This is a genomic window from Shewanella sp. 0m-8 (assembly GCF_052977265.1).
Genome location: NZ_JBRIMB010000007.1, coordinates 66,146 through 87,250, shown reverse-complemented (window position 1 = coordinate 87,250; position 21,105 = coordinate 66,146). Strand labels below are relative to the sequence as shown.

Genomic DNA, 21,105 nt, shown 5'->3' with positions numbered 1-21,105 from the left:
CAAAAAAGGCGCTTTCAGCGCCTTTAATTATTCAACAATAAACGATTATAAAAAGGTGATTTCACCGCTTAAATGGGGACGACGGCCTTTTTGATCTCTCAATTCAAATACCGTTTTATCGTCCTGCTCCTCAGCTGAAAAGCTCACATTGCTTGGCATAAATAACGGTAGCTTAAATGCCACATCAATCTGGCAGGCGCGATCGCCAATATTAGGCATTAACTGTGCAATACAGCGCCCTTTTGACCACATGCCATGAGCCAATACACGATCAAAACCAAAGCGTTTAGACATCACGGGATGTAAGTGGATCAAATTATAGTCACCAGAGGCTTTAGCATAGCGACGACCTAAGTCTTCGGCTAAGCTCCAGCTTATTGGCTCTTGCCAAGTCATATCATTGGCTTTAGGTGGACGAATTCGCTTCGCCTTACCTTCGATGCGGTATAGATAAGTCGACAATGATTCCCAAACTAGCTCACTACCTACATACGCTTTAGAAACTAACTCGAACTCAAGGCCTGAGTCAGTCATACAACTCGTGGTTAACGCGCATTGAATTTCGAACTTTTCATCTACGCGAGCACTACGGTGCACAGTGATGCTGTTTTTTAAATGGATCATGCCAAGCAGTGGGAAGGTGATCGCTTCATGGGTAAAAATCACCGCATGTAATCGAAATGCCATCACATACAGATAGGTCGGCGGTAGCGTTTTACCGTCAAAATCAAAGCCACATACTTTCGCATATTGGACTACTTTATCTGGCGAAATCGATACATTCGGGCTCGTCACCTTGACCATCGGCAATGGCTGCTGGTCCCAACCGGGCTTGCGTCCAAAAAATATTTTGCGATAAAGGGTGAATAGCGAAGGCAACGCCTTTAAATCGATACAGTATTCTTTATTCAAACCGATAGAACCTTTTGCAGTAACACAGTGAGCCAAAACAAGCGGCTTATTATACATCAAAACTCCCAAACCCGATAATCGCCCTAACCGACCGGATTCGATACACCTTAGCTACAGGTTTGTTGCCAACAGTTTTTAGCCTTAACACCCAAAGGGAGCAAGTAAGATTGAACACTTTTTTGTCCTACTAAATGTCCGGCACCGACGATGACAAATAGTGGCTGTAATGTATTGGGCGATTGCATCAAGTCAACAATTCCCTGAGCCATAGTTTTATTGCGATCCCAGAGCATCTTCTCAACCATTTGCGTTTCACCGTCACGCAGCATCTCACCTTCCATGAGATCGGCAAGCTCTGTTTCATCGCCGCTACGCCACGCTGAAATTAATTTGAGCATATCAGAATCGGGAGCTTCAATAGCCTCTCTGACCATATTCCACTGCGTATCAGCGTCAAAAGAGGATAGCAGTTCAAATTGAAACTCCGTACTTTCTAACTCATAGACGGGTCGATTTCCAGCCTGACTCACTAACACCGAATCCACGCCATAAAGACCGCTATAGCCAAGTGCGGTATAACGCCCAATACTAAGCTGCATAGACTGTAACCAGGGGGCATAGTTTTCAATCGCGGTACAAAATTGCTGCTTATCTTGGCAATACTGAGTCAATACCTTCTCGGTCTGTGCATCTATCGGTATTTTCTCAGAGCCATATTTAGCCAACAATGCTGGCACATTCGCATCTCTCACATCGGCCTCGACAACTAGCGCCGCCGACTTTTGAAACGCCTGCTCAACTTGCTTTGCTAGTGGGAAAAAGCTCTGCTGGCCAATATGGATAGAGCCTAGAAGATAAGCGGTTTTACCTTGATAAGATATTTGATAAAACGGCGGTTTATCATCCGGTGCAGCTTGAATTGTTACTGACACAAATAACAGACTAAGCCCCAGTAGTGAGAATAAACGTCTAGCGACACTTGTTGCTATCATGCTTGCCCCTTATAATTCAGCAAAATTTAAAATTGAGAGGCTGTTATGCCACACACACAGGTTATCGAGCAACTAAAAGCCAGTTTGCAAACCGCCTACCGCCAAGCCATTGATGCAGATGCTAGACTGGACGAACTGAAAAAATCCGGTCACGTAAAGTTTGATGCCATCTTTAGTGAATCAGAAGGATTTACAACCACAAGCAACCGTTTCACGCCATATGTGCAAGAACTTGCTGCCGATATGGAAGGGTTTATTCAAGAGCCAGAGACGCTTGCAAAGGCGTTAGAAAGCTATATCCCAAAACTTGGCTTGCTACTGCAAACCATGCTGGCGTTTAAATCAAACGCAAAATAGTTTATCTGCCCGCTTGTTATTAGGAGAGGGTGTTTTTTAGTGCTTGATTTAGCTTAAAAACAGCCTCTACTACTCCGCCCCAACGACCTGTCATATCAATGTAATACCTATGTCATAGACTCTTTCTTATAATCCATATTTGGCTGGGAAAGATGTCTGCAATTGATCTACAACATGAACTATCAAAGATCATCGATAATGAAAAAATTAAAGCGGTCTTTCAGCCCATATGCAATATAACGACTCACCAAATTCACGGCTTTGAAGCCTTAAGCCGAGGACCTGAGCATAGTCCACTATTTTCACCGGTTCCATTATTTAAGACCGCTGCCTATGAAGGACGTCTCTCAGAACTCGAAAGTTTATGCCGACGAATTTCCATTCAACAATTTAAACATACTCAACTTCCCGGCAAACTATTTTTAAATATTTCTCCTAAAGCACTTTTAGAGCCTAACCACGCTAAAGGCCTCACTCTGAGCCTAGTACAGGAATTAGGCTTACACCCATCCCAGGTGGTGATAGAGCTTTCAGAGCAGTATCCTGCCGATGATATCGATCTGTTAAAGTCCTGCTTAAACCACTATCGAAGCCAGGGGTTTCTGACTGCGATTGATGATCTAGGAGCAGGCTATTCAGGTTTAAGGCTATGGTCCGAACTGGCTCCAGATTATGTAAAAATTGATCGGCATTTTATTGAGTCGATAGACACCTCATCAGTAAAACAGGAGTTTGTTCGCTCCATCATCTCCCTTTGTCAAAATCTTAGTTGTAAGGTGATAGCCGAGGGGATAGAAACCCAATCAGAGTTAGCTGTGCTAAAGCAGCTAGGGATTGTTTATTGTCAGGGATTTTTACTCGGCCGACCAGAACCAACCCCCAACCGCCATATTCCATTTAGCCCCTCTATCGAACCCGTAATCCCCAGAGTGCGTTTTGCTGAATCGGCAGAAAGCCTGTCTAGCAAGGCTATAACCTGCCAGTTCGATAACAAACTCAAGCTAATTGGTGAGACATTTAACCAGCACTCAAACCTACAAGCCATCGTTGTGATGCGCGGCGAACAAGTGATTGGCATGGTACAAAGAAGTCAGGTAATCGAGCTGTTCAGCACTCCTTACGGACGGGCATTGCACGAACATAGAGCTGTAGATGAAGTGCTCACAACCGAGCTCATTAGTATTGAAGCCGAAATGCCCATTTCTCAAGTCAGCCAACGGCTGACTATGGAGTCGACCGATTTAGTGGTCCAGCAATTTATTATTCTCAAGCAAGGTAAGCTCTTAGGTATCGGCCATACCAAAGAGCTGTTAGCTAAAATCACTGAGCAAAAAATTGCAATCGCAAGGCATGCGAACCCACTAACCGGGTTACCTGGCAATATTCCGATCCAAGAAGAGCTGCGAAGACTACGACTACAAAAAAAACGTTTTTATCTCGCCTACTTTGACCTGTCTCACTTTAAACCTTACAACGATATCTATGGCTTTTGTCGTGGTGATGAAGTGATTATGGAGGTTTCTCGGTTACTTTTATGCCAGCAAACAAGCAGTAACTTTATCGGCCACATAGGGGGCGATGACTTTGTGATAATCAGCACTTGTGTTGATATAGAGCGTCAGGCTAAAGAAATTATTGACGAGTTCGATACCGTAAAATCTTCTTTTTATTCAAAGCGACATTGGCAAGATAAGCAGATGCTGGCTGAAGATAGAAATGGTGTTCAGTGCTATCATGGGCTGATCTCACTCACGGCGGGTATACTTCCCCCCTCAATCACCTTTGGCTGCAATGAGCATCAACTGTCTCTTTACAGCGCTCAAGCAAAAAAACAGGCGAAGCAAGCTGAAAGCTCACTTAGCCTATTTACACAAGAAGCGGCAATGAGTTCGTAATACTGGCCGTTCACACTTAGCCGCAAAACTGCTTAACCAATTGAAATTTAATATTTTAATAATAAAACGCGTTAAAGGTTAGGCTTTACCGTTTTTTTAAGCCAGGAGGCTAACATTGTGTTTTCGTAGCGATAGGGCTTGTCATTCCTAGCATTAACCGAATACATAAAGTTCATATCTGTTAGCTTCTCGTCACCCGCCATAATCACTTTATCATCTTGTAGAATTTTGTAGCTGAAGGTAATACGTGGTGGATAGATATTTTTTACCACCCGAAGGTCGTGAGTAGTCGCGCCAAATGTGGGCCTAACGTCACCAGCTAAATCGAGATCGGTAACAACCATCTCTAGTTTCTGTTCAGGCTTGAGAACCTTCACCGCTTCCTTGTTTAAGCTTTTAGTCAGTTGTTCGAAGGTGCGTTTTTCAAAACGAGATTGAATTTCTCCGCTCGATCTTATGTCTCTAAAGCTGTTGGGATCTTGCCACTCAATTTTGACAACACCATCTTCAGTTATAGGGTTTTCAATCGCTTCATCTGCGGCCCAAGCAGAGCTAGATGCAAGTATCCCCGCGATCAGTATATGTTTAACCTTCATATGTGCCTCCACAGTCGAGCGTGACTGGATGATTAATAAGTAAACTATACAATGTAGCACCTGTACCTAAGCTTAATTCTGCACTTTACCGTTACCACGATAATATTAGTAGACAATGCGATAAGCCACTTTGTTGCGTTAATTGCAGTGTTCCCCTATTAAAGCATCATTTATCAGCTTATGATTTGCTTTGTTTGGCACAGCTCATAAGCTACAAAGACTAAGCTACAAAGACTAAGTATTAAGCTATTACAGTGCAATTACTACCAACCAGTTATTGGAAACGAGTCCATGCAGAAGTTCACTCCAATTTTGTTTGTCATAATATTATTTGCCGGCCTAGCTGCAGCCATTTTTAGTATCAACCAATCCGAGACATCAGAGTCTGAAACATGGTCAGCTTTTATCTATAAAAATGGATACAACTCTGGTAAATATGACAAGAAAGATGACTTTGACAGCTATCCAAGCTGTAAAGCATACGCTCAGCAAGCATCTGATAAACTGGGCGGTGTAGCCTGGGAGTGCGGCTTAAACTGTCGTTTTGATTCAATGCGTCAAGGCTTTCATTGTGAAACGATGACAAATGAATAGTATGTAATCCTGACGAATGAATAAAAGGTAATCCTTATTATCGAAGACTTTTAAACCTTGTTCTTCAATAAGTTCACTAAGACTTGCTTCTCAATAAGATCACTAGGATCACTAAGACCACTATCATTAGCCGTCTGACACACCTCCCCTTCAGCAAAACAACCTCCAGGCCTTAACTCGCACCTGAATTAGCACCTAGATTAGCAACTTAACATGTAAAAGCCGGTAGTTCGTTTTTTGTTCAGCCTGTGTACATGTTGCATTCGCTAACATACGTATCAAGTTAACACGCACCACAGAGGAATACTCGCAAGCTTGCCACTAATGCTAATAAGAGCAAATGTGCAGCTAAGAGCAAACGGTTCCTAAATTGGGTCATCTATTTAATTGTTTGGAGTCACTATGAACTATTCGAATATTACCAACATTCCGTTTTCTGGCCGCATGGCATTTATCGCTGCAATATTGATCTCTTTCAGCTTCATCGGCCAAGCCAGCGCAGAGGAGTTTACTGCCAAAGAGAAAGCAGCGATCGCAGGCCACTATGAAATCTTAGACCAACATCAAGCTAAGTCAGATCAAGCATTAGAGTCTAAGTTACAATCTGAGTTTGATGAGCAGGTGCAGGAGTCTGAACAGGAGTTTATGGAGTTAACTTGCACAGCTTACGGACTAGACTTCGACAGTGAAACTGAAGTTTGCTACGAGTAATAGCAATCGGTATTAGATTGAATCCCCAATAAAAACGAGGCCATGCCTCGTTTTTATTGCTGTTAGCGCCGACGAGATTGCTTTAGAAAGGAAATGCGGCACTCAATAGTGGATAAGCAGCCTTAAGCTGTTTTTTCTTATGAGAAAATTTCTTACCTGCTGGGTTAGCCTGGCCCGATGGCACATAAGGTAGCTCGTCATCGCTACGATCTTCATAAAGCTGGCCAGCAATAAGATCGTATTCATCGAGGAAAGGATAGGCAGAGCCATCTTTTTCAGGCCAAAGCGTTAGAGAGCCTAACGCATCAGGCGACTCAATCACTTTGTCGTACCAGTCTTTACCTAATGAAATTAAGAAGCAACGAAACTCAGCAAAGGCATACTCAGAATCACAGCCGGTAATAATATAAGCCGCGCCCCACACTGACCAAGAGTATGAACGACGCATCTGTTGACCAAATATCTTGTCAAAGTCACGCAACTCTTCATTCGTTAACGGGCTCAGCTTTTGCTTAAGCGCTTCTGCAAGTTCAGTTTGCTCTTGTTGTGGTGATGTTCGGGTGACTAATTCCCAAAACTCAGACTCTGTCATCGGATTCTCTAAAATTGTACGCTGTGATAGTCGCTATTCTATCGCATTACTCGCCATCTTAGCTAAACAATATCATTCATCGACTTGGCCAATTAACAACGCGCTGTAGACGCGGACAGCGGTTTTTCTTAAACTTCGAGCAACAAACCTATAAAAATATAACGGCTTGAAATATCCCATGACCAAACCTCACCCATTATTAGCCATTTTAATGTTTTTCTACGCTCTACTCGCAGTTGCCGCGCTCTGGCGAACCTTTACCACCCAAGCCTTCGATCTATTAACTTTAGGTGTATTTCCTGTGCTTTATGGCTTAATCATGCGCCAATTTTGGGCCGGTGTGGTACTTAAAATCTACCTAGCCATTCAAACCGTTGCCTTACTTGCATTAGCAACCGCTGCCGTTATCGCCTACCAAATTACCCCTGAGGATGTAAAAGTCGTATATAACGGCCAGAATATTCCTATTATTGGCATCGTCATTGCTGCAATCATCGCTATGACATTCCAATACTGGGTCGCTTTTAGTGCAAAGACACGACAATACTTAAAGCCCAACCTTGTGAGTTAACAGCGCAATGACGAACAAGATCTCAGACTAAGCCAAGCACACAGCCTGTTACTTACTTGATAAGCAACAATGCTTAACGTACGTTAACGCCATAATAGCAATAAGATCGGTAATAAATTTATGAGTCATTTACAGCCCAGCGAACTATCAATCTTGCTGGTTGAGCCTTCAGATACCCAAAGAAAAATTATCAGCCAGCGCTTAATGCAAGAAGGTGTTAGCAACATACAAACAGCCACCACGCTTGCTGAAGCTCTGCATATTATCAACCGTCACCAGCCAGATCTTGTCGCCAGTGCCATGCACTTTGAAGACGGAACCGCTTTAGAATTACTGCAGCAACTTAAAGCATCGGTTCACTTTAACGAAATCCAATTTATGTTGGTTTCAAGTGAGTGTCGACGCGAGCAGTTAGAACACTATCGTCAATCGGGGGTCGTTGCGATATTGCCTAAACCTTTTTCTAGCGAGCATTTAGGTAAGGCGCTCAATGCCACCATCGATCTACTAACTCATGATGAATTAGATTTAACTCATTTTGATGTACAAGATCTGCGAGTGTTAGTGGTCGATGACAGTAAAATGGCCCGTAATATTATTAAGCGTACTATTACCAATCTCGGCTTAAGGATGATCACTGAGGCCCAAGATGGCCAAGAAGCTATTGAGCTGATGCAACAGCAGATGTTTGATTTGGTGATTACCGATTACAACATGCCCAGCGTAGATGGTTTAGCCCTGACTCAGTTTATTCGTAACGACAGCCAACAATCCCATATTCCGATTTTAATGGTGTCATCTGAAGCGAATGAAACTCATTTAAGTAACGTGTCTCAAGCCGGAGTGAATGCGCTTTGCGACAAACCTTTTGAGCCCAATGTCGTCAAACAGATCCTTTATCAGCTGCTTGAAGAGTAAAAAACTGAGAAATTGCCCCTATTTTTGACTTTAATGCTTATTTCATGGGGTTAAAGCGCTTTTCAAATGCAAATGCTTGTGGCATGTTACATAACGCTACTAACAAATAAATCTACGGAAAGAAGAGACTATTCAAATGAATAAGACTGAACTTGTTGCAAAAATGGCTGAATCTGCAGAACTAACTAAAGCTGAAGCCGCTCGCGCCTTAAAATCTTTTGAAGAAACTGTTGCAGAAGCAATGAAGAATGGAGAGAAAATCTCTATCGTTGGTTTTGGCTCTTTTGAAACGACAGAACGCGCAGCGCGTACTGGCCGTAACCCACAGACAGGTAAAGAGATCCAAATCCCAGCAGCTACAGTTCCGAAGTTCAAAGCTGGTAAGACGCTTAAAGATAGCGTTAACTAAATCACTGTTTCCGCAGTTGATAACTAAACCTCCTTACGGAGGTTTTTTTATGCCTGTATCATTGCTCCCTCCTCTGCCCTATCACGGTGCTACCTGCCCCAGTTTGATTCAATCTGACTATCAGCATCGGAACCAACATATTTAACCAACTGTTTTAAATGACTAAAAACTTTGGCTTAGACTTTGCTAAATAAATTGTGAGCATAAAAAACACAATAATGTTTCTGCAAAGGGGAATAGAATGAACAAGTTACTAATTAACAGCACCGCAATCCTTCTTACATCACTACTGAGCACCACTGCACATGCCGCGGTGGAGGCCAATATAGGCGCCACTTCCAACTACCTATGGCGCGGTGTAACACAAACAGATGATGCTGTAGCCGTGCAAGGTGGAATCGATTACAGCCACGATTCAGGCTTCTATGCAGGTACTTGGGCATCGAATGTCGATTTTGGCGATGAGACGAGCTATGAAGTTGATTTTTATGCAGGCTTTGCGGGGACCATCGGCGATGAATTTGAGTATGACTTAAGCTACCTCTATTACGCTTATCCTGATGCCGATGCCAGTATAGACTTAGGCGAAATAACCGCAGCGGTGAGCTGGAGATGGATAGCCGTGAGTTACTCTCACTTAGTCAATGCTGGCAACGATGTAACCGCCGCAGATCTTGATAATACCGACATGGGTTACATTCAAACGACCCTGACTTATCCACTATCAGATACGCTATCGATCTCCGCTCATTATGGCTACTCTACAGGCGATGTCGTCACCGCTTGGTTTGACACTAACAACTATGCCGACTATTCCATTGCGCTGAGTAAAGATACCGATTTGGGCAGTGTCTCTTTTACTGTCAGTGACACAGATCTTAAAAATGACGACGCCAAGGTTTTACTCGGTTACAGCTACAGTTTTGCTCTATAACTCACTGCAATAAAGGCCATTTACTCATTAATTAAGAGTAAATGGCCAATAATGCGTAACCCCACAAGTGTTGCTTAATTTCATTAAGTAGCTAAAAACCATTCAAAATAATAAAAAAACAACTATAAATGTAATTTTGTTACATGGATCGCATATTTTTAAATCACACCCTGCTAAATTCCAAATTAAGCACTTACTAATAGATTTAATCAAGTAAGCCAATGAGTGCAGACATTGTTTAGTTATTAACCCGATGGTATCGAGAGTATTCCCTTTTAACGCTATGCAAGCGATTCGGAACAATGGATACCTAGCTAAGAGGAATTCGTGATGGCTCAGACTATTGATTTTGTGCCCAACGATGTAGAGATGGAGGCGTATACAACGCCTAAAAATCAGCAAGCCGCTGACGAGTTAGCGCACAAAAAAGAGGTAAAAAAACGCCTCGAAGCCTACCTTGAAAGAGCGCAATTAAAACGTGATTTAAGTGAAGATGACTTTTGGGCATAGGCTTAAAATCATGTGATAAAAAAAGCTCCTGAGATATTATCCAGGAGCTTTTTTAGTTTTTAAGCGCTCAATGAGCGACTATTTCGCTTTTTGTGATTCCAAATCAGTCTCACGCTTCTTCAGAAAATACTCTCTAGTTAACGCAAATACCACAGGGCTTAGCAGTGCTAAGGCAATCAAGTTAGGGATCGCCATCATAGCGTTGAGCGTATCAGCAAGTAGCCAGATAAACTCCAGTGAACTCACCGCACCTAATGGCACTACTAAGGTCCAAACAATTCTAAATGGCTTAATCGCTTTCACACCAAATAGGAACTGCACACACTTCTCACAGTAAAAGCTCCAACCTAAGATGGTCGTAAATGCAAATACCGTTAGTGCAATCGCCACCACATAGTTTCCAAGCGGGAATGCATGAGAAAAGGCAAACGAGGTCAACGCCGCGCCGTTTTCACCTGAGGTCCAAGCGCCCGATACGATAATGGCCAAACCCGTAATGCTACAGACAATCAAGGTATCAATAAATGTACCTAGCATCGCCACTAAACCTTGAGCAACTGGATTATTAGTTTGCGCCGCCGCATGCGCGATAGGCGCACTACCTAGACCAGCCTCATTGGAGAACACACCACGAGCAACACCAAAGCGAATCGCGGCCCAAACTGCTGCGCCGGCAAAGCCGCCTTGAGCCGCCACGGGGTTAAATGCGCTGTATAAAATCAACTCAATGGCTGCTGGGATCTCTGCGGCATAGACCACCAATACAGCAATACCTGCGGCAATATAAAATACTGTCATCATTGGTACTAATTTGCCTGCAACATCAGCAATGCGCTTAATGCCACCCATTAACACCGCACCAACCAATACCATAAGCACAACGCCGGTAACCCAATTAGGCACACCAAAGTTACTGCTAAGCGCATCGGCAACTGAATTAGCCTGCACAGTATTACCAATACCAAAACCTGCTAGCGAGCCAAACAGTGCAAAAGCAGTACCTAACCAGGCCCACTTCGAACCTAGACCATTTTTAATGTAGTACATTGGGCCACCAACGTGGTTACCATTGTCATCCACTTCACGGTATTTAACCGCTAATACAGCTTCGGCAAACTTTGTTGCCATACCGACCAACGCCGTACACCACATCCAAAATAGTGCACCGGGTCCACCAATAAAAATCGCGGTGGCAACACCTGCAATATTACCTGTACCTATGGTGGCCGACAGAGAGGTCATTAAGGCATTAAAAGGGCTAATTTCCCCCTTCATGTTTTTATCTTTGTCAGGGATGCGACCCGACCACAATAATTTAAAACCTGTGCCTAATTTTAGGATAGGCATCAAGCGCAAACCCACCGTTAAGAACAAGCCCACTCCCAGAATCATAACCAACATTGGTGTCCCCCAGACCACGCCGTTGACCATGCCTACAAAATCAGTAATAGCTTCCATTCAAACCTCGTCGATACAGAGAATTTATCGTTATTATTTATATTTATACTTATATTTAAAATCATGTATTTAGGGCTTTTTGATCTGTCATTTTTTATCTTGAATTAGATTAGCAAGATCAAAAGGTCCTAATAAAGCGAACGCTCACACCCAAAAGATAAAAACACTCAAACTTTCAAACAGAGTACAACGAATTGTTAACCTTTGGAAAGACTGAAAAATAAACTAACGAGGTTTGCCGTAGCGCACAACGGCGCTACGACAATAATCGATTGTGGTCATTACTAGCTGTAGGAAGGCCTTTATCTAAGCTGTATTCGAGGTAATTTAAAGGAAATAACAAAGGTCACAAACAGCATGGCCGCCGAAATAAACAAGCAAGCAGACAACCCAGCCTCTTGATACACCCAACCCGATAGAATCGTGCCCAGTAACCTTCCAAGCGCATTAGCCATATAATAAAAGCCAATATCAAGCGATACACCATCATCGCTTGCATAGCTCACAATCAAGTAACTGTGCAGTGAAGAGTTGATGGCAAAGACGCCACCAAACACCATTAAGCCAGCAATAAGCGCGATTTGAGGGGCTACCCAGTCAGTAAAGAGCAGCACCGCGAGCACCAAGGTGACTAAGGTTAGTAACCCCGCCCAACGCGTGGCAACCTGTCCATCTGGCGTCGCCTTTCTTGCCGTTAAAGATGGCGCAATAGATTGAACCATGCCATAGCCAATAACCCACAGCGCAAGAAAAGCACCAACGCTACTGTGCTCCCAACCCAGTTGGCTGGCAAGAAACACAGGTAATGCAATCACAAACCACACGTCTCTAGCGGCGAACAGAAACAGCCGCGCGGCGGAAAGAATATTAACGCTCTCGCTCTTAGAAAATATCTGGGTAAATTTAGGCTTAGATTTCGCTTTGCCTAAATCAGCTTTCAATCTAACTATACTGCCAAGCCAAACGACACAAAGAGCCGCTGCCATAATGGCTATCGCCCCCGTAAAACCGGTAAGCGATAACAATAGCCCGCCAAGAAAAAAGCCAGCCCCTTTCAGGGCATTCTTAGAGCCTGTCAGCATCGCCACCCAACGATAAAGCTTATCTTCAGCATCTTTGGGCACTAAGGTTTTTATCGCACTCTTAGCACTCATCTTATTCAGATCTTTAGCGATCCCTGACAGCGCCTGCGCCGCCATCACCCAAGGCACTGTGAGCATCGCTGCTGGCAGCAATAACATACCTAGCGCGACAATTTGCAAACCTAAACCGATATTCATGGTGCGATTCAGCCCAAGCCTCGCCCCTAGCCAGCCGCCGACAAGGTTAGTGATCACACCAAAGATTTCATAAAACAGGAACAGCATAGCAATCGCCAACGGCGTGTAACCTAGGTCATAAAAGTGCAGCACCACCAACATACGCAAGGCACCATCGGTAAGGGTAAATGCCCAGTAGTTACCGGTGACCAATAGATATTGCTTAATGCTATCTGGCAAAGAACGATATTTAGCTAACACGCTTACCACCTTTAAAAAAGGAACTAGGATACGAGGACGTGGCTGCGCCACGACTAGAACGCTGCGCTGCTAGGAAAGCAAAGGCAAAAACTAAAACAGCAGGCTGACTCAGACTATCACCGTCTTAGCTTAAACCATCGCAGCTCTGCCCGGCTTTTCCTGTTTTTCCTAGGACCTAGAACCTAGAACCTAGAAGCGAAGCGCCCTACTTTTCCTAGAACCTAGCACCTAGCACCTAGCACCTTCTATTTAAGCCTGATCCGCTCGTCCGACCATAATCGCAAGCTCGGCGGTGCGATTGGCATAGCCCCACTCATTGTCATACCAGACATACAGTTTTACCTGAGTACCGTTAACGACCATAGTCGATGGTGCATCAATAATGCTTGAACGAGGGTCAGTTTTATAATCCACAGACACAAGTGGACGCTCTTCGTATCCTAATATACCTTTAAGCTCACCCTCTGCTGCCTCGCGTAATAACTGATTCACCTCAGCTTCTGTCGTATCGCGGTTTAACTCAAAGACACAGTCAGTTAGCGATGCATTAGCTAACGGTACGCGCACTGCATGGCCGTTAAGCTTTCCTTTAAGCTCAGGGAAGATATGGGTAATTGCCGTGGCGCTGCCAGTGGTGGTTGGAATAAGGCTTAAACCACAGGCTCGGGCACGACGCAGATCTTTATGGGGTGCATCCAAGATCGTTTGAGTATTAGTAATGTCATGAATCGTTGTCATTGAGCCATGCTTGATGCCTATTTTTTCATGGAGCACTTTGACTACTGGCGCTAAGCAGTTAGTGGTACACGACGCTGCAGTCACGATAGGGTGAATATCTTTATCATAAAGATCATGGTTCACACCCATTACCACATTCAATACACCTTCTTCTTTCACTGGCGCCGTCACAACCACTCTTTTAACGCCTTGATCTAGATAAGCTTGCAATAACGCCTTGGTTTTCATCACCCCAGAGGCTTCAATAACCACATCACAGCCTGACCAGTCAGTATCAGCAATGGCTTTGTTACGTGTCGTTGCAATGCGACGTTCACCAATGTTAATAATGTCGCCATCAGCGGTGGCCTCTTCAGACCAACGACCATGTACAGAATCGAACGTTAACAAGTGCGCTAAGGTCGTGGCATCACCTGCAGGGTCGTTAATGTGTACAAACTCAACATTACTATTATTCCAAGCCGATCTCAGTGCTAAACGCCCCATTCTACCGAAGCCGTTGATACCTATTTTGATTGTCATAGTCGTTTCTTAACCTGTTATTGAATGGTGTAAGGTATAGATCTTGTTCAAATTCTTGCGCGACTTTGCTCTTGCCTAACTTAATTAAGCTAGCCCAGAACTAGAATATTTTATTAAATTCTATCTATCTATCTATCTTGGCAATATCACTCGAGCCTATCAATAGGCCCCATAACCCAAATTTACCTTGATGGCTCTGCAGCCTCATCATCAGCAAATAGGTGACGACTGCGATTAGCAATTGCCACGAGCGATAACATCACGGGTACTTCAACCAACACCCCGACAACTGTCGCAAGCGCGGCGCCCGAGTGCAGGCCAAACAGCGAGATGGCCACTGCAACTGCTAGCTCAAAAAAGTTAGAGGTGGCAATCATGCATGCTGGCGCAGCTATCTTATGGGTAAGCTTCATTTTTTTTGCCGCATAAAACGCAATAAAAAAGATGCCATAAGTCTGAATTAATAATGGTATCGCAATAAGTACAATGTTTTGAGGCTGGGCAATTATGGTTTCAGCTTGAAAACCAAACAGTAAAACAACGGTTGCCAGCAAGCCCACCATAGACCACGGCTTTAATGTCGCCACAAAGGTATTGAGCTTAGTGTCATCACCCTTTTGCTGCAGAAAATGCCTTGTTATAGCACCAGCCACTAAAGGCAAGACGACGTATAAACCCACAGAAGATAACAGTGTCGCCCAGGGGACTTGGATATCGCTCACCCCAAGTAGCAGCGCCGTAATCGGTGCAAATGCGACCACCATAATGAGATCGTTTACCGACACTTGCACTAAGGTGTAGTTAGGATCGCCTTTAGTCAGTTGACTCCACACGAATACCATAGCTGTACATGGTGCTACGCCTAGCAAGATCATACCTGCGATATATTCATTCGCAGTCTGAGGGTCAACCCAATCAACAAAAAACACCTTAAAGAATAACCAGCCCAATGCCGCCATAGTGAACGGCTTAATCAGCCAGTTGATCACCAGTGTCAGTACCAGACCTTTAGGGCTTTTACCTACATCTTTCACGGCAGAGAAATCGATTTGCACCATCATCGGGTAGATCATTACCCAAATAAGGACTGCTATCACTAAGTTGACATGGGCATACTCAAGCCCTGCAACCACAGCAAAGGTATCAGGGGTTAAATTACCAAGAAAAACACCCGCTAAAATAGCCAGCCCCACCCAAACACTTAAATAACGTTCAAAAATACCCATAATATTTGACCTAATAATAAAATTCTTACCCATACCAAGCTAAGTCAGTATTTGATGGTTAACAGCAGTTTTTAACTCTTTCTGGACGGTCACCCATCTGCATAAGATTGGCTAGATTACTGCCTATTAGCTCGGCCTGATCCTTAGCCAAAGTGTGTAATATGTCGTTAGCCCATGTTGGTAGTTCAGGGTTAATACAATAGAAAATCCACTGCCCCTGGCGCCTATCAACTAACAAACCCAGTTTACGTAACTGTGCTAAGTGTCGTGAGATCTTAGGCTGGATCTCATCAAGTGCGGTCATTAACTCACAAACACACAGCTCGGTTTCCGCTTGGATCAGCAGCAAGCTACGCAGTCTTGTGTCATCGGCCAACGCCTTAAAAAACTGTAAAGGTGTCATCATCATGTCTCTAATCAGCGGTTATGCACGAAACACCGTACATATGGAAAATAATATATATGTTTTTTCATATATTCAAGTTTTCATTTTTTATTTGGAATAAAAACAGCCATAAAAAAGGCTTCCTATTGGAAACCTTTTTTAAGAGTCGATTGCAGCTAAGCCTAATACCGCAAGTAACGATAAGTATATAAGGCGTTAGGTATATGGGGTATTAGTTACCCGCGATCTTCATCTTATCCATTAAGATCCCGCCAGTGCGGATCGATGAGCGCAGATCTCTGTCTTTAGCCACTGCGACGATATTCTGGTACATATCTTTAAGGTTACCCGCAATGGTGATCTCTTCTACTGGGTACAGAATAACGCCGTTCTCAACATAGAAACCTGCCGCACCACGAGAGTAATCACCCGTAACGGTATTCACCCCTTGGCCCATCACTTCAGTCACGATAAGACCAGTGCCCATCTCTTTAACCAACTGGTCAAAAGTTTGCCCTGTGGTTGATAAGGTCCAGTTATAGATACCGCCCGCATGGCCAGTATTGGTCAACCCAAGCTTTCGCGCCGAGTAACTGGTTAATAGGTAGGTTGCTAAGCGCCCATTGTCGATAATATCGCGCGCCTGAGTGGCAACGCCTTCACTATCGTATGCCGAGCTTGCTAAAGCACCGACCATTAATGGGTCTTCATGAATGCTAAACCAATCTGGGAACACTTGTGTATCGATAGCGTCTAGCAGGAAGCTCGACTTACGGTATAAGCTGCCACCACTGATAGCGCCAACTAAGTGCCCCATCAAGCCTGTAGCTATTTCAGGTGAAAACAGCACCGGAAGCTGAGTGGTTGCGATTTTACGTCCACCTAATCGGCCAGCCGTTTTTTCAGCCGCTTTCTTACCGATAATTTCTGGTGCCGTCATCTCGCTAAATTTGCGAGCGACGGTATAGTCATAGTCGCGCTGCATACTGCCTTCAAGCTCACCAATAGCTACACAACTTAGGCTGTAACGTGAGCTGCAATAACCATGCAAAAATCCATGGCTATTGCCATACACTTTAACGCTAGAGTGGGCATTTGCACTCGCACCATCAGACGTTTTCACTCGCTTATCGGTGTCTAATGCCGCTTCTTCGGCTAATACCGCAAGGCGAGTTAACTCCTCTGGAGAGATATCTTCTGGGTGGTACAGATCAAGATCGGGGAACCGAGTCGCCATTAATGACTTTTCAGCCAAACCATTAAATGGATCAGCAGAGGTAAAGCGAGCAATATCATCAGCCGCTTTCACCGCTCGCTGAATCGCAGCTTGACTTAAATCTGAAGTCGATGAGCTCCCCTTGCATCCATCTCTAAAAACGGTAATGCCCAGAGCGCCATCTTTATTAAACTCAACGGTTTCAACTTCTTTCATTCGCGTTGAAACAGACAAACCTTGTTGCTTACTGATCGCAACTTCTGCACCAGAAGTGCCTAATGTTTTTGCATATTCCAGCGCCATCGAAACGGCATCTTTCAAGGAATCCAATTCAATATCAATGCTAGGTGAAGACACAGATCTACTCTTTATTTGTCGGCAATAGCGATAGCATAACAAACCCAAAACCCAATCACATTAAATAATCCTGCCATGTGAGGCTCAATCGCTCGCTTCTCAAGAATAAAAATATCGACTAAATGAACTAAGAAAGGTCTACAGCCTCAAAAATAGGAAAGGAAATAAGCAAGTTTAGATGTTATTATTAGCACAGAATTTGTAAGAGATTGTAGATATGAAGATTGTCGGTGACTCAGAACACTTCCACCAGCCCTATGACAAAGATGAGAACTACGAAAGTAGAGCGGACGCTAAACGCGAAATCGCTATCTATCAAGAATATGGCAATAGATTAGTTGCACTTAGTAAGACCCAAGTACAGAAGCTAAATCTTGATGAAACGCTTTATGATAATATTTTGAAAGCCAAAACAATCAAAATTAATACCGAAGCGCACCGTCGTCACATTCAGTACATTGGTAAACTAATGCGTTATGTTGATCTCGAAGAGTTAGATGTCGCGATTAAGAACGTGCTGAACCAAAACAGCAACGAAAGTGCTAAAACCAATATGGCTGATAAGACGCGTGATCAGCTACTCGCTGAAGGCGACTCAGCGGTACAAGCCTTAATTGAGCAGCACCCTGAATTTGATAGACAAAAACTTCGTCAGTACATTCGTCAGACTAAAAAAGAGCTAACGAAAAACCCTGATATTGAAGCGTCAAAGACAGCGAAAGAATTAAGTAAATATTTACGTAACGAGATCAAAGATTAATCGTTACATATATAGACATCATCGCTATATAGCTACACAATAGCTCCCTTAGTATTAACCATACTTAGGGAGCTTTTTTATGGGTCTATTTTTAGGCTTATACTGCAGAGCGCGCCTTTGATTGGTTAATATAAGTTACCCATCGGTACTATATTCAGCAAAAATTTGTAGCAAAAGGAATATGCAAATGCGCCTGACCGCAAAACTGGCTACCCTCCCTCTGTCTTTAATGTGTCTTTCTTTACTCGGTGGCTGTAATGGTGCATCGGATGATAATAGTGATACCGACAATGGTGGTACCTACAGCCTCTCTCTAAGTTATAAGACCGTTGTTGATGGCGCCTGTGCCGAGCCAACCAATTCATTGAGTTTTGCCGCTAATAGCGCTTTTTGCGCCGTTACGCATCTTAAGCAAGATAATCGCGACCGTAGTGGCCAGCTCATCTCTTTCTCAGCAACCTTTGGCGAGCTTTCTGTTACCAACAAGCTAACTAACTCCAATGGACAAGCCGAAATCATCGTCAGTAACTCCGCAGGTGCAGAAGGCGCGGGAACATTAACCGCAAGCTTCACTGAAGGTGAAAGCAGCGCCAACGCCAACCGCAACTTTGAGTTCACTTCGACAACTGCGCCATCAGAGCCTAAATTCAGCCTAAATAGCGCCATTATCAACGGCACTGCCGTTGTGACCCAGTTTAAGGCGGGTGAAACCGTACAACTGCAAGCTACATTCCTCAATGAGCAGGGCCAAGGAGTCGCTGGTAAGTTAGCTAGTTTTACCGCAGGCAGCGCCAGTCTTAATCCAAGCTCTGCCCTCACGAAAGAAAATGGTATTGCCCAAGTCAGCTACACCCCCAGTGACACAGAACTTGGCGCCGCCAACTTATCTGTAACCTTAGATGATGACGGTAAAACTTATCAAAGCTCAGGTCTGTATGAAGTGCTAGCCAAAGATGCGGTCAGTGACGATGGCATTATCGTCATCGGTCATTTCTCAGCAGACCGCAGCACGTTTACAGAAAATAAACTAGCTACCACCCTACCACTTGAAGCGGATAAATATATTGTCAGTGCCGGCGGGACATTTGGGGTGACTGCTGATGTAGCGACCAAAAACGATGATGGCACCTACACCCCTTTACAAACACCCACCAGCGTCAGCTTTAGCTCTAGCTGCGTACTCAGTAACGATGCCAGTATCGACTCGCCAGTAACGACACTATCAGGTACTGCAAGTTCAACCTTTGAGAACACGAGCTGTAGCGGCAATAGCCAGCGTAACGACCAAATTATCGCATCAGTTGTTGCGGGTAACCAAACCCTAACAGCAGAGCTCGATTTTTCACTGGAAAGCCAAACCTTAGCTAATTTGAGCTTTATCTCTGCTGAGCCGACATCAATTCGCATTAAAGGTGCTGGCGGCACTGGTTCGAGTGAATCATCACTTATCACCTTTAAAGTGGCTGATGCTAATGGCCAACCTATTGCCCAGCAAAACGTGGATTTCTCGCTAGATACCACAGTTGGCGATATTACGTTCGCTAATGATAGTAATACCACCAGCAATACCAGTAACTCAGCCGGTCTGGTTAGCGCTACTGTACTGTCTGGCACCATGCCGACACCTGTGCGTGTGCTAGCTACAGCTAAAAACAGCGATGACGGATCTGTAACGACACAATCTGAGCAGCTCACCATCAATACAGGTTTGCCACAGCAGTTAGGCTTTAGTTTATCAAGCAGCATACTTAATCCAGAAGCGGGTAATCACAATGGTGAGACAGCCTCTATTACGGCTTACGCATCAGACAGCTTTGGTAACCCAGCGCCGAATGACACCACCATTAACTTTACAGCCGAAGGTGGTCAAATTGAGCCAAGCTGCGTAACAGTAAATGGCAGTTGTAGCGTTGAATGGACGTCAACTAGCCCACGCGTACCCGATCATCGCATCACAGTGCTGGCTTATGCCTTAGGTCATGAAACCTTCTTCGATACCAACGGTAATAACGTGTTTGATAACAAGGTAACCGATCCAGTTAAGCTTGATGACGGAGGTAAAATTTTCGCAGCGTGTTTAGGCGCAGATGGTAAAGCGAAAGTCTGCTCTGGCAACGGTATGGATATCGATACTTATCACTCGGAAGGCTTCATCGATCTAAGCGATGCCTATCGTGATGACAATGAAAGTGGCACATATGACAAAGGTGAACCCTACTTTAATACAGCTTCCACCTCTGAGTTTATCTGTTTAGATGAATCAACTGATGCTACCTGTGGCGATAATAAATTTAATGGTCCTCAATGCCAAACATCAGATTATGAAAATGGTTTATGTGGCAAAGTTGAAAATCAAGCCAACAAAACCTATATCCGTAAAGCCTTGATCATGACCATGTCAGGCTCAAAGGCGTACTTTAAAATCACTCAAGGTAATAGAACAATTTTTGAGAATGGCAAACAGTCCATGGATGTTCTCACTATCGATCCTGGTGCATCGATGACTTTCAATATTCAATTCTTCGATAGCGCTAATCAAATTATGCCATTTGGCACCACTCTGACGACTACGGCCAGTGAAGGTGAATTAGATGCTTCAAACTATGAAGTCCCCAACACCAATAGCATTGGTGGCACTACAACCAGCTTCACTCTGACCAATGATATCGATCCTGCAAGCACAGGCGAAGCCGCCAAGAGCAGCTCTATTTCTATCGATGTAGAAACTCCTAAAGCAGTAAAGTCAGGCATATCATTAATTGTTGAGTTAAGCGGCACCTAAAAACCAGCCACTTTCAACACACAAATAAAAAGCCCGCTGTAACTTAAGTTACAGCGGGCTTTTTATTTATCAGTAGTTCGTCGATTCTATCAACTAATTGCAATTTAATTAAATACACGATGAATCTTACAGTCCAATGAAGATCAGCTT

The 21,105-nt window shown here is 44.0% G+C and carries 21 protein-coding genes; 11 read left to right on the top strand and 10 right to left on the bottom strand.

Annotated elements, in window-relative coordinates; translation table 11 throughout:
* Positions 1-45: 45 nt before the first annotated feature.
* Both ACVBIO_RS05225 and ACVBIO_RS05220 read right to left on the bottom strand, forming a co-directional pair.
* A complete protein-coding gene (locus ACVBIO_RS05225) occupies positions 46-912 on the bottom strand; it encodes a MaoC family dehydratase (RefSeq protein WP_447159813.1) in 867 nt (288 codons plus the stop codon).
* A gap of 107 nt (positions 913-1,019) precedes the next feature.
* Complete coding sequence (locus ACVBIO_RS05220) at positions 1,020-1,904, bottom strand: TraB/GumN family protein (protein ID WP_447159733.1); 885 nt, start codon at positions 1,902-1,904, stop codon at positions 1,020-1,022.
* A 45-nt stretch (positions 1,905-1,949) separates the two neighbouring features.
* Between ACVBIO_RS05220 and ACVBIO_RS05215 the strand changes: the two genes are divergently transcribed.
* Both ACVBIO_RS05215 and ACVBIO_RS05210 read left to right on the top strand, forming a co-directional pair.
* Positions 1,950-2,261 carry a prephenate dehydrogenase gene (locus ACVBIO_RS05215; protein WP_447159734.1) on the top strand — a complete coding sequence of 104 codons (312 nt, stop codon included), beginning with the start codon at positions 1,950-1,952 and terminating at the stop codon, positions 2,259-2,261.
* Between the two features lie 152 nt (positions 2,262-2,413).
* The gene (locus tag ACVBIO_RS05210) at positions 2,414-4,156 is read left to right on the top strand and encodes an EAL domain-containing protein (protein ID WP_447172132.1); all 1,743 of its coding nucleotides are present in this window, start codon (positions 2,414-2,416) and stop codon (positions 4,154-4,156) included.
* A 71-nt stretch (positions 4,157-4,227) separates the two neighbouring features.
* On the opposite strand, the gene ACVBIO_RS05205 is transcribed toward ACVBIO_RS05210, so the two are convergent.
* Positions 4,228-4,752: a DUF3016 domain-containing protein gene (locus tag ACVBIO_RS05205; RefSeq protein ID WP_447159736.1), complete on the bottom strand. Its 525-nt coding sequence runs from the start codon at positions 4,750-4,752 to the stop codon at positions 4,228-4,230.
* Between the two features lie 291 nt (positions 4,753-5,043).
* Between ACVBIO_RS05205 and ACVBIO_RS05200 the strand changes: the two genes are divergently transcribed.
* Positions 5,044-5,346: a hypothetical protein gene (locus tag ACVBIO_RS05200; RefSeq protein WP_447159737.1), complete on the top strand. Its 303-nt coding sequence runs from the start codon at positions 5,044-5,046 to the stop codon at positions 5,344-5,346.
* A 402-nt stretch (positions 5,347-5,748) separates the two neighbouring features.
* Entirely contained in the window at positions 5,749-6,057 is a 309-nt protein-coding gene (locus ACVBIO_RS05195; RefSeq protein WP_447159738.1) for a hypothetical protein, read from the top strand.
* An 82-nt stretch (positions 6,058-6,139) separates the two neighbouring features.
* On the opposite strand, the gene ACVBIO_RS05190 is transcribed toward ACVBIO_RS05195, so the two are convergent.
* Positions 6,140-6,649: a DUF4240 domain-containing protein gene (locus tag ACVBIO_RS05190; protein WP_447159739.1), complete on the bottom strand. Its 510-nt coding sequence runs from the start codon at positions 6,647-6,649 to the stop codon at positions 6,140-6,142.
* A gap of 178 nt (positions 6,650-6,827) precedes the next feature.
* Here ACVBIO_RS05190 and ACVBIO_RS05185 point away from each other — a divergent pair, with 178 nt between their 5' ends.
* The 5 genes from ACVBIO_RS05185 to ACVBIO_RS05165 all read left to right on the top strand — a co-directional run bounded on the left by ACVBIO_RS05185 (position 6,828) and on the right by ACVBIO_RS05165 (position 9,991).
* The gene (locus ACVBIO_RS05185; RefSeq protein ID WP_447159740.1) at positions 6,828-7,220 is read left to right on the top strand and encodes a hypothetical protein; all 393 of its coding nucleotides are present in this window, start codon (positions 6,828-6,830) and stop codon (positions 7,218-7,220) included.
* A 120-nt stretch (positions 7,221-7,340) separates the two neighbouring features.
* Complete coding sequence (locus ACVBIO_RS05180) at positions 7,341-8,138, top strand: response regulator (protein ID WP_447159741.1); 798 nt, start codon at positions 7,341-7,343, stop codon at positions 8,136-8,138.
* 136 nt (positions 8,139-8,274) lie between these two features.
* Positions 8,275-8,547: an HU family DNA-binding protein gene (locus ACVBIO_RS05175; RefSeq protein ID WP_447159742.1), complete on the top strand. Its 273-nt coding sequence runs from the start codon at positions 8,275-8,277 to the stop codon at positions 8,545-8,547.
* 241 nt (positions 8,548-8,788) lie between these two features.
* Positions 8,789-9,481 (top strand): TorF family putative porin, encoded by a 693-nt coding sequence (locus tag ACVBIO_RS05170; protein ID WP_447159743.1) that lies wholly within the window; start codon positions 8,789-8,791, stop codon positions 9,479-9,481.
* A 330-nt stretch (positions 9,482-9,811) separates the two neighbouring features.
* On the top strand, positions 9,812-9,991 hold the full coding sequence (locus ACVBIO_RS05165) for a PA3496 family putative envelope integrity protein (RefSeq protein ID WP_447159744.1): 180 nt from the start codon (positions 9,812-9,814) through the stop codon (positions 9,989-9,991).
* Positions 9,992-10,069: 78 nt separating this feature from the next.
* On the opposite strand, the gene ACVBIO_RS05160 is transcribed toward ACVBIO_RS05165, so the two are convergent.
* The 6 genes from ACVBIO_RS05160 to pmbA form a co-directional block, all read right to left on the bottom strand.
* Positions 10,070-11,449, bottom strand: coding sequence for an alanine/glycine:cation symporter family protein (locus tag ACVBIO_RS05160; protein WP_447159745.1), 1,380 nt, complete (start codon positions 11,447-11,449; stop codon positions 10,070-10,072).
* A 302-nt stretch (positions 11,450-11,751) separates the two neighbouring features.
* Positions 11,752-12,969 (bottom strand): organoarsenical effux MFS transporter ArsJ, encoded by a 1,218-nt coding sequence (arsJ, locus tag ACVBIO_RS05155; protein ID WP_447159746.1) that lies wholly within the window; start codon positions 12,967-12,969, stop codon positions 11,752-11,754.
* A gap of 249 nt (positions 12,970-13,218) precedes the next feature.
* On the bottom strand, positions 13,219-14,229 hold the full coding sequence (locus ACVBIO_RS05150) for an ArsJ-associated glyceraldehyde-3-phosphate dehydrogenase (RefSeq protein ID WP_447159747.1): 1,011 nt from the start codon (positions 14,227-14,229) through the stop codon (positions 13,219-13,221).
* Between the two features lie 182 nt (positions 14,230-14,411).
* Positions 14,412-15,455, bottom strand: coding sequence for an ACR3 family arsenite efflux transporter (gene arsB, locus ACVBIO_RS05145; protein ID WP_447159748.1), 1,044 nt, complete (start codon positions 15,453-15,455; stop codon positions 14,412-14,414).
* Positions 15,456-15,513: 58 nt separating this feature from the next.
* Positions 15,514-15,858 (bottom strand): metalloregulator ArsR/SmtB family transcription factor, encoded by a 345-nt coding sequence (locus ACVBIO_RS05140; protein WP_447159814.1) that lies wholly within the window; start codon positions 15,856-15,858, stop codon positions 15,514-15,516.
* Between the two features lie 214 nt (positions 15,859-16,072).
* Positions 16,073-17,413: a metalloprotease PmbA gene (pmbA, locus tag ACVBIO_RS05135; protein ID WP_447159749.1), complete on the bottom strand. Its 1,341-nt coding sequence runs from the start codon at positions 17,411-17,413 to the stop codon at positions 16,073-16,075.
* A 217-nt stretch (positions 17,414-17,630) separates the two neighbouring features.
* On the opposite strand from pmbA, the gene yjgA reads away from it, so the two are divergent.
* Both yjgA and ACVBIO_RS05125 read left to right on the top strand, forming a co-directional pair.
* Positions 17,631-18,173 carry a ribosome biogenesis factor YjgA gene (gene yjgA / locus ACVBIO_RS05130; RefSeq protein WP_447159750.1) on the top strand — a complete coding sequence of 181 codons (543 nt, stop codon included), beginning with the start codon at positions 17,631-17,633 and terminating at the stop codon, positions 18,171-18,173.
* A gap of 187 nt (positions 18,174-18,360) precedes the next feature.
* Positions 18,361-20,955, top strand: a complete 2,595-nt coding sequence (locus ACVBIO_RS05125) for an Ig-like domain-containing protein (RefSeq protein WP_447172131.1) — start codon at positions 18,361-18,363, stop codon at positions 20,953-20,955.
* Positions 20,956-21,105 lie beyond the last annotated feature (150 nt).

What these genes read in the sequence shown, in the direction of transcription:
- ACVBIO_RS05220 (WP_447159733.1), bottom strand. Translation starts at nt 1,904, where the DNA reads ATGATAGCAACAAGTGTCGCTAGACGTTTATTCTCACTACTGGGGCTT.
- ACVBIO_RS05215 (WP_447159734.1), top strand. Translation starts at nt 1,950, where the DNA reads ATGCCACACACACAGGTTATCGAGCAACTAAAAGCCAGTTTGCAAACC.
- ACVBIO_RS05210 (WP_447172132.1), top strand. Translation starts at nt 2,414, where the DNA reads ATGTCTGCAATTGATCTACAACATGAACTATCAAAGATCATCGATAAT.
- ACVBIO_RS05205 (WP_447159736.1), bottom strand. Translation starts at nt 4,752, where the DNA reads ATGAAGGTTAAACATATACTGATCGCGGGGATACTTGCATCTAGCTCT.
- ACVBIO_RS05200 (WP_447159737.1), top strand. Translation starts at nt 5,044, where the DNA reads ATGCAGAAGTTCACTCCAATTTTGTTTGTCATAATATTATTTGCCGGC.
- ACVBIO_RS05195 (WP_447159738.1), top strand. Translation starts at nt 5,749, where the DNA reads ATGAACTATTCGAATATTACCAACATTCCGTTTTCTGGCCGCATGGCA.
- ACVBIO_RS05190 (WP_447159739.1), bottom strand. Translation starts at nt 6,649, where the DNA reads ATGACAGAGTCTGAGTTTTGGGAATTAGTCACCCGAACATCACCACAA.
- ACVBIO_RS05185 (WP_447159740.1), top strand. Translation starts at nt 6,828, where the DNA reads ATGACCAAACCTCACCCATTATTAGCCATTTTAATGTTTTTCTACGCT.
- ACVBIO_RS05180 (WP_447159741.1), top strand. Translation starts at nt 7,341, where the DNA reads ATGAGTCATTTACAGCCCAGCGAACTATCAATCTTGCTGGTTGAGCCT.
- ACVBIO_RS05175 (WP_447159742.1), top strand. Translation starts at nt 8,275, where the DNA reads ATGAATAAGACTGAACTTGTTGCAAAAATGGCTGAATCTGCAGAACTA.
- ACVBIO_RS05170 (WP_447159743.1), top strand. Translation starts at nt 8,789, where the DNA reads ATGAACAAGTTACTAATTAACAGCACCGCAATCCTTCTTACATCACTA.
- ACVBIO_RS05165 (WP_447159744.1), top strand. Translation starts at nt 9,812, where the DNA reads ATGGCTCAGACTATTGATTTTGTGCCCAACGATGTAGAGATGGAGGCG.
- ACVBIO_RS05160 (WP_447159745.1), bottom strand. Translation starts at nt 11,449, where the DNA reads ATGGAAGCTATTACTGATTTTGTAGGCATGGTCAACGGCGTGGTCTGG.
- ACVBIO_RS05150 (WP_447159747.1), bottom strand. Translation starts at nt 14,229, where the DNA reads ATGACAATCAAAATAGGTATCAACGGCTTCGGTAGAATGGGGCGTTTA.
- arsB (WP_447159748.1), bottom strand. Translation starts at nt 15,455, where the DNA reads ATGGGTATTTTTGAACGTTATTTAAGTGTTTGGGTGGGGCTGGCTATT.
- ACVBIO_RS05140 (WP_447159814.1), bottom strand. Translation starts at nt 15,858, where the DNA reads ATGACACCTTTACAGTTTTTTAAGGCGTTGGCCGATGACACAAGACTG.
- yjgA (WP_447159750.1), top strand. Translation starts at nt 17,631, where the DNA reads ATGAAGATTGTCGGTGACTCAGAACACTTCCACCAGCCCTATGACAAA.
- ACVBIO_RS05125 (WP_447172131.1), top strand. Translation starts at nt 18,361, where the DNA reads ATGCGCCTGACCGCAAAACTGGCTACCCTCCCTCTGTCTTTAATGTGT.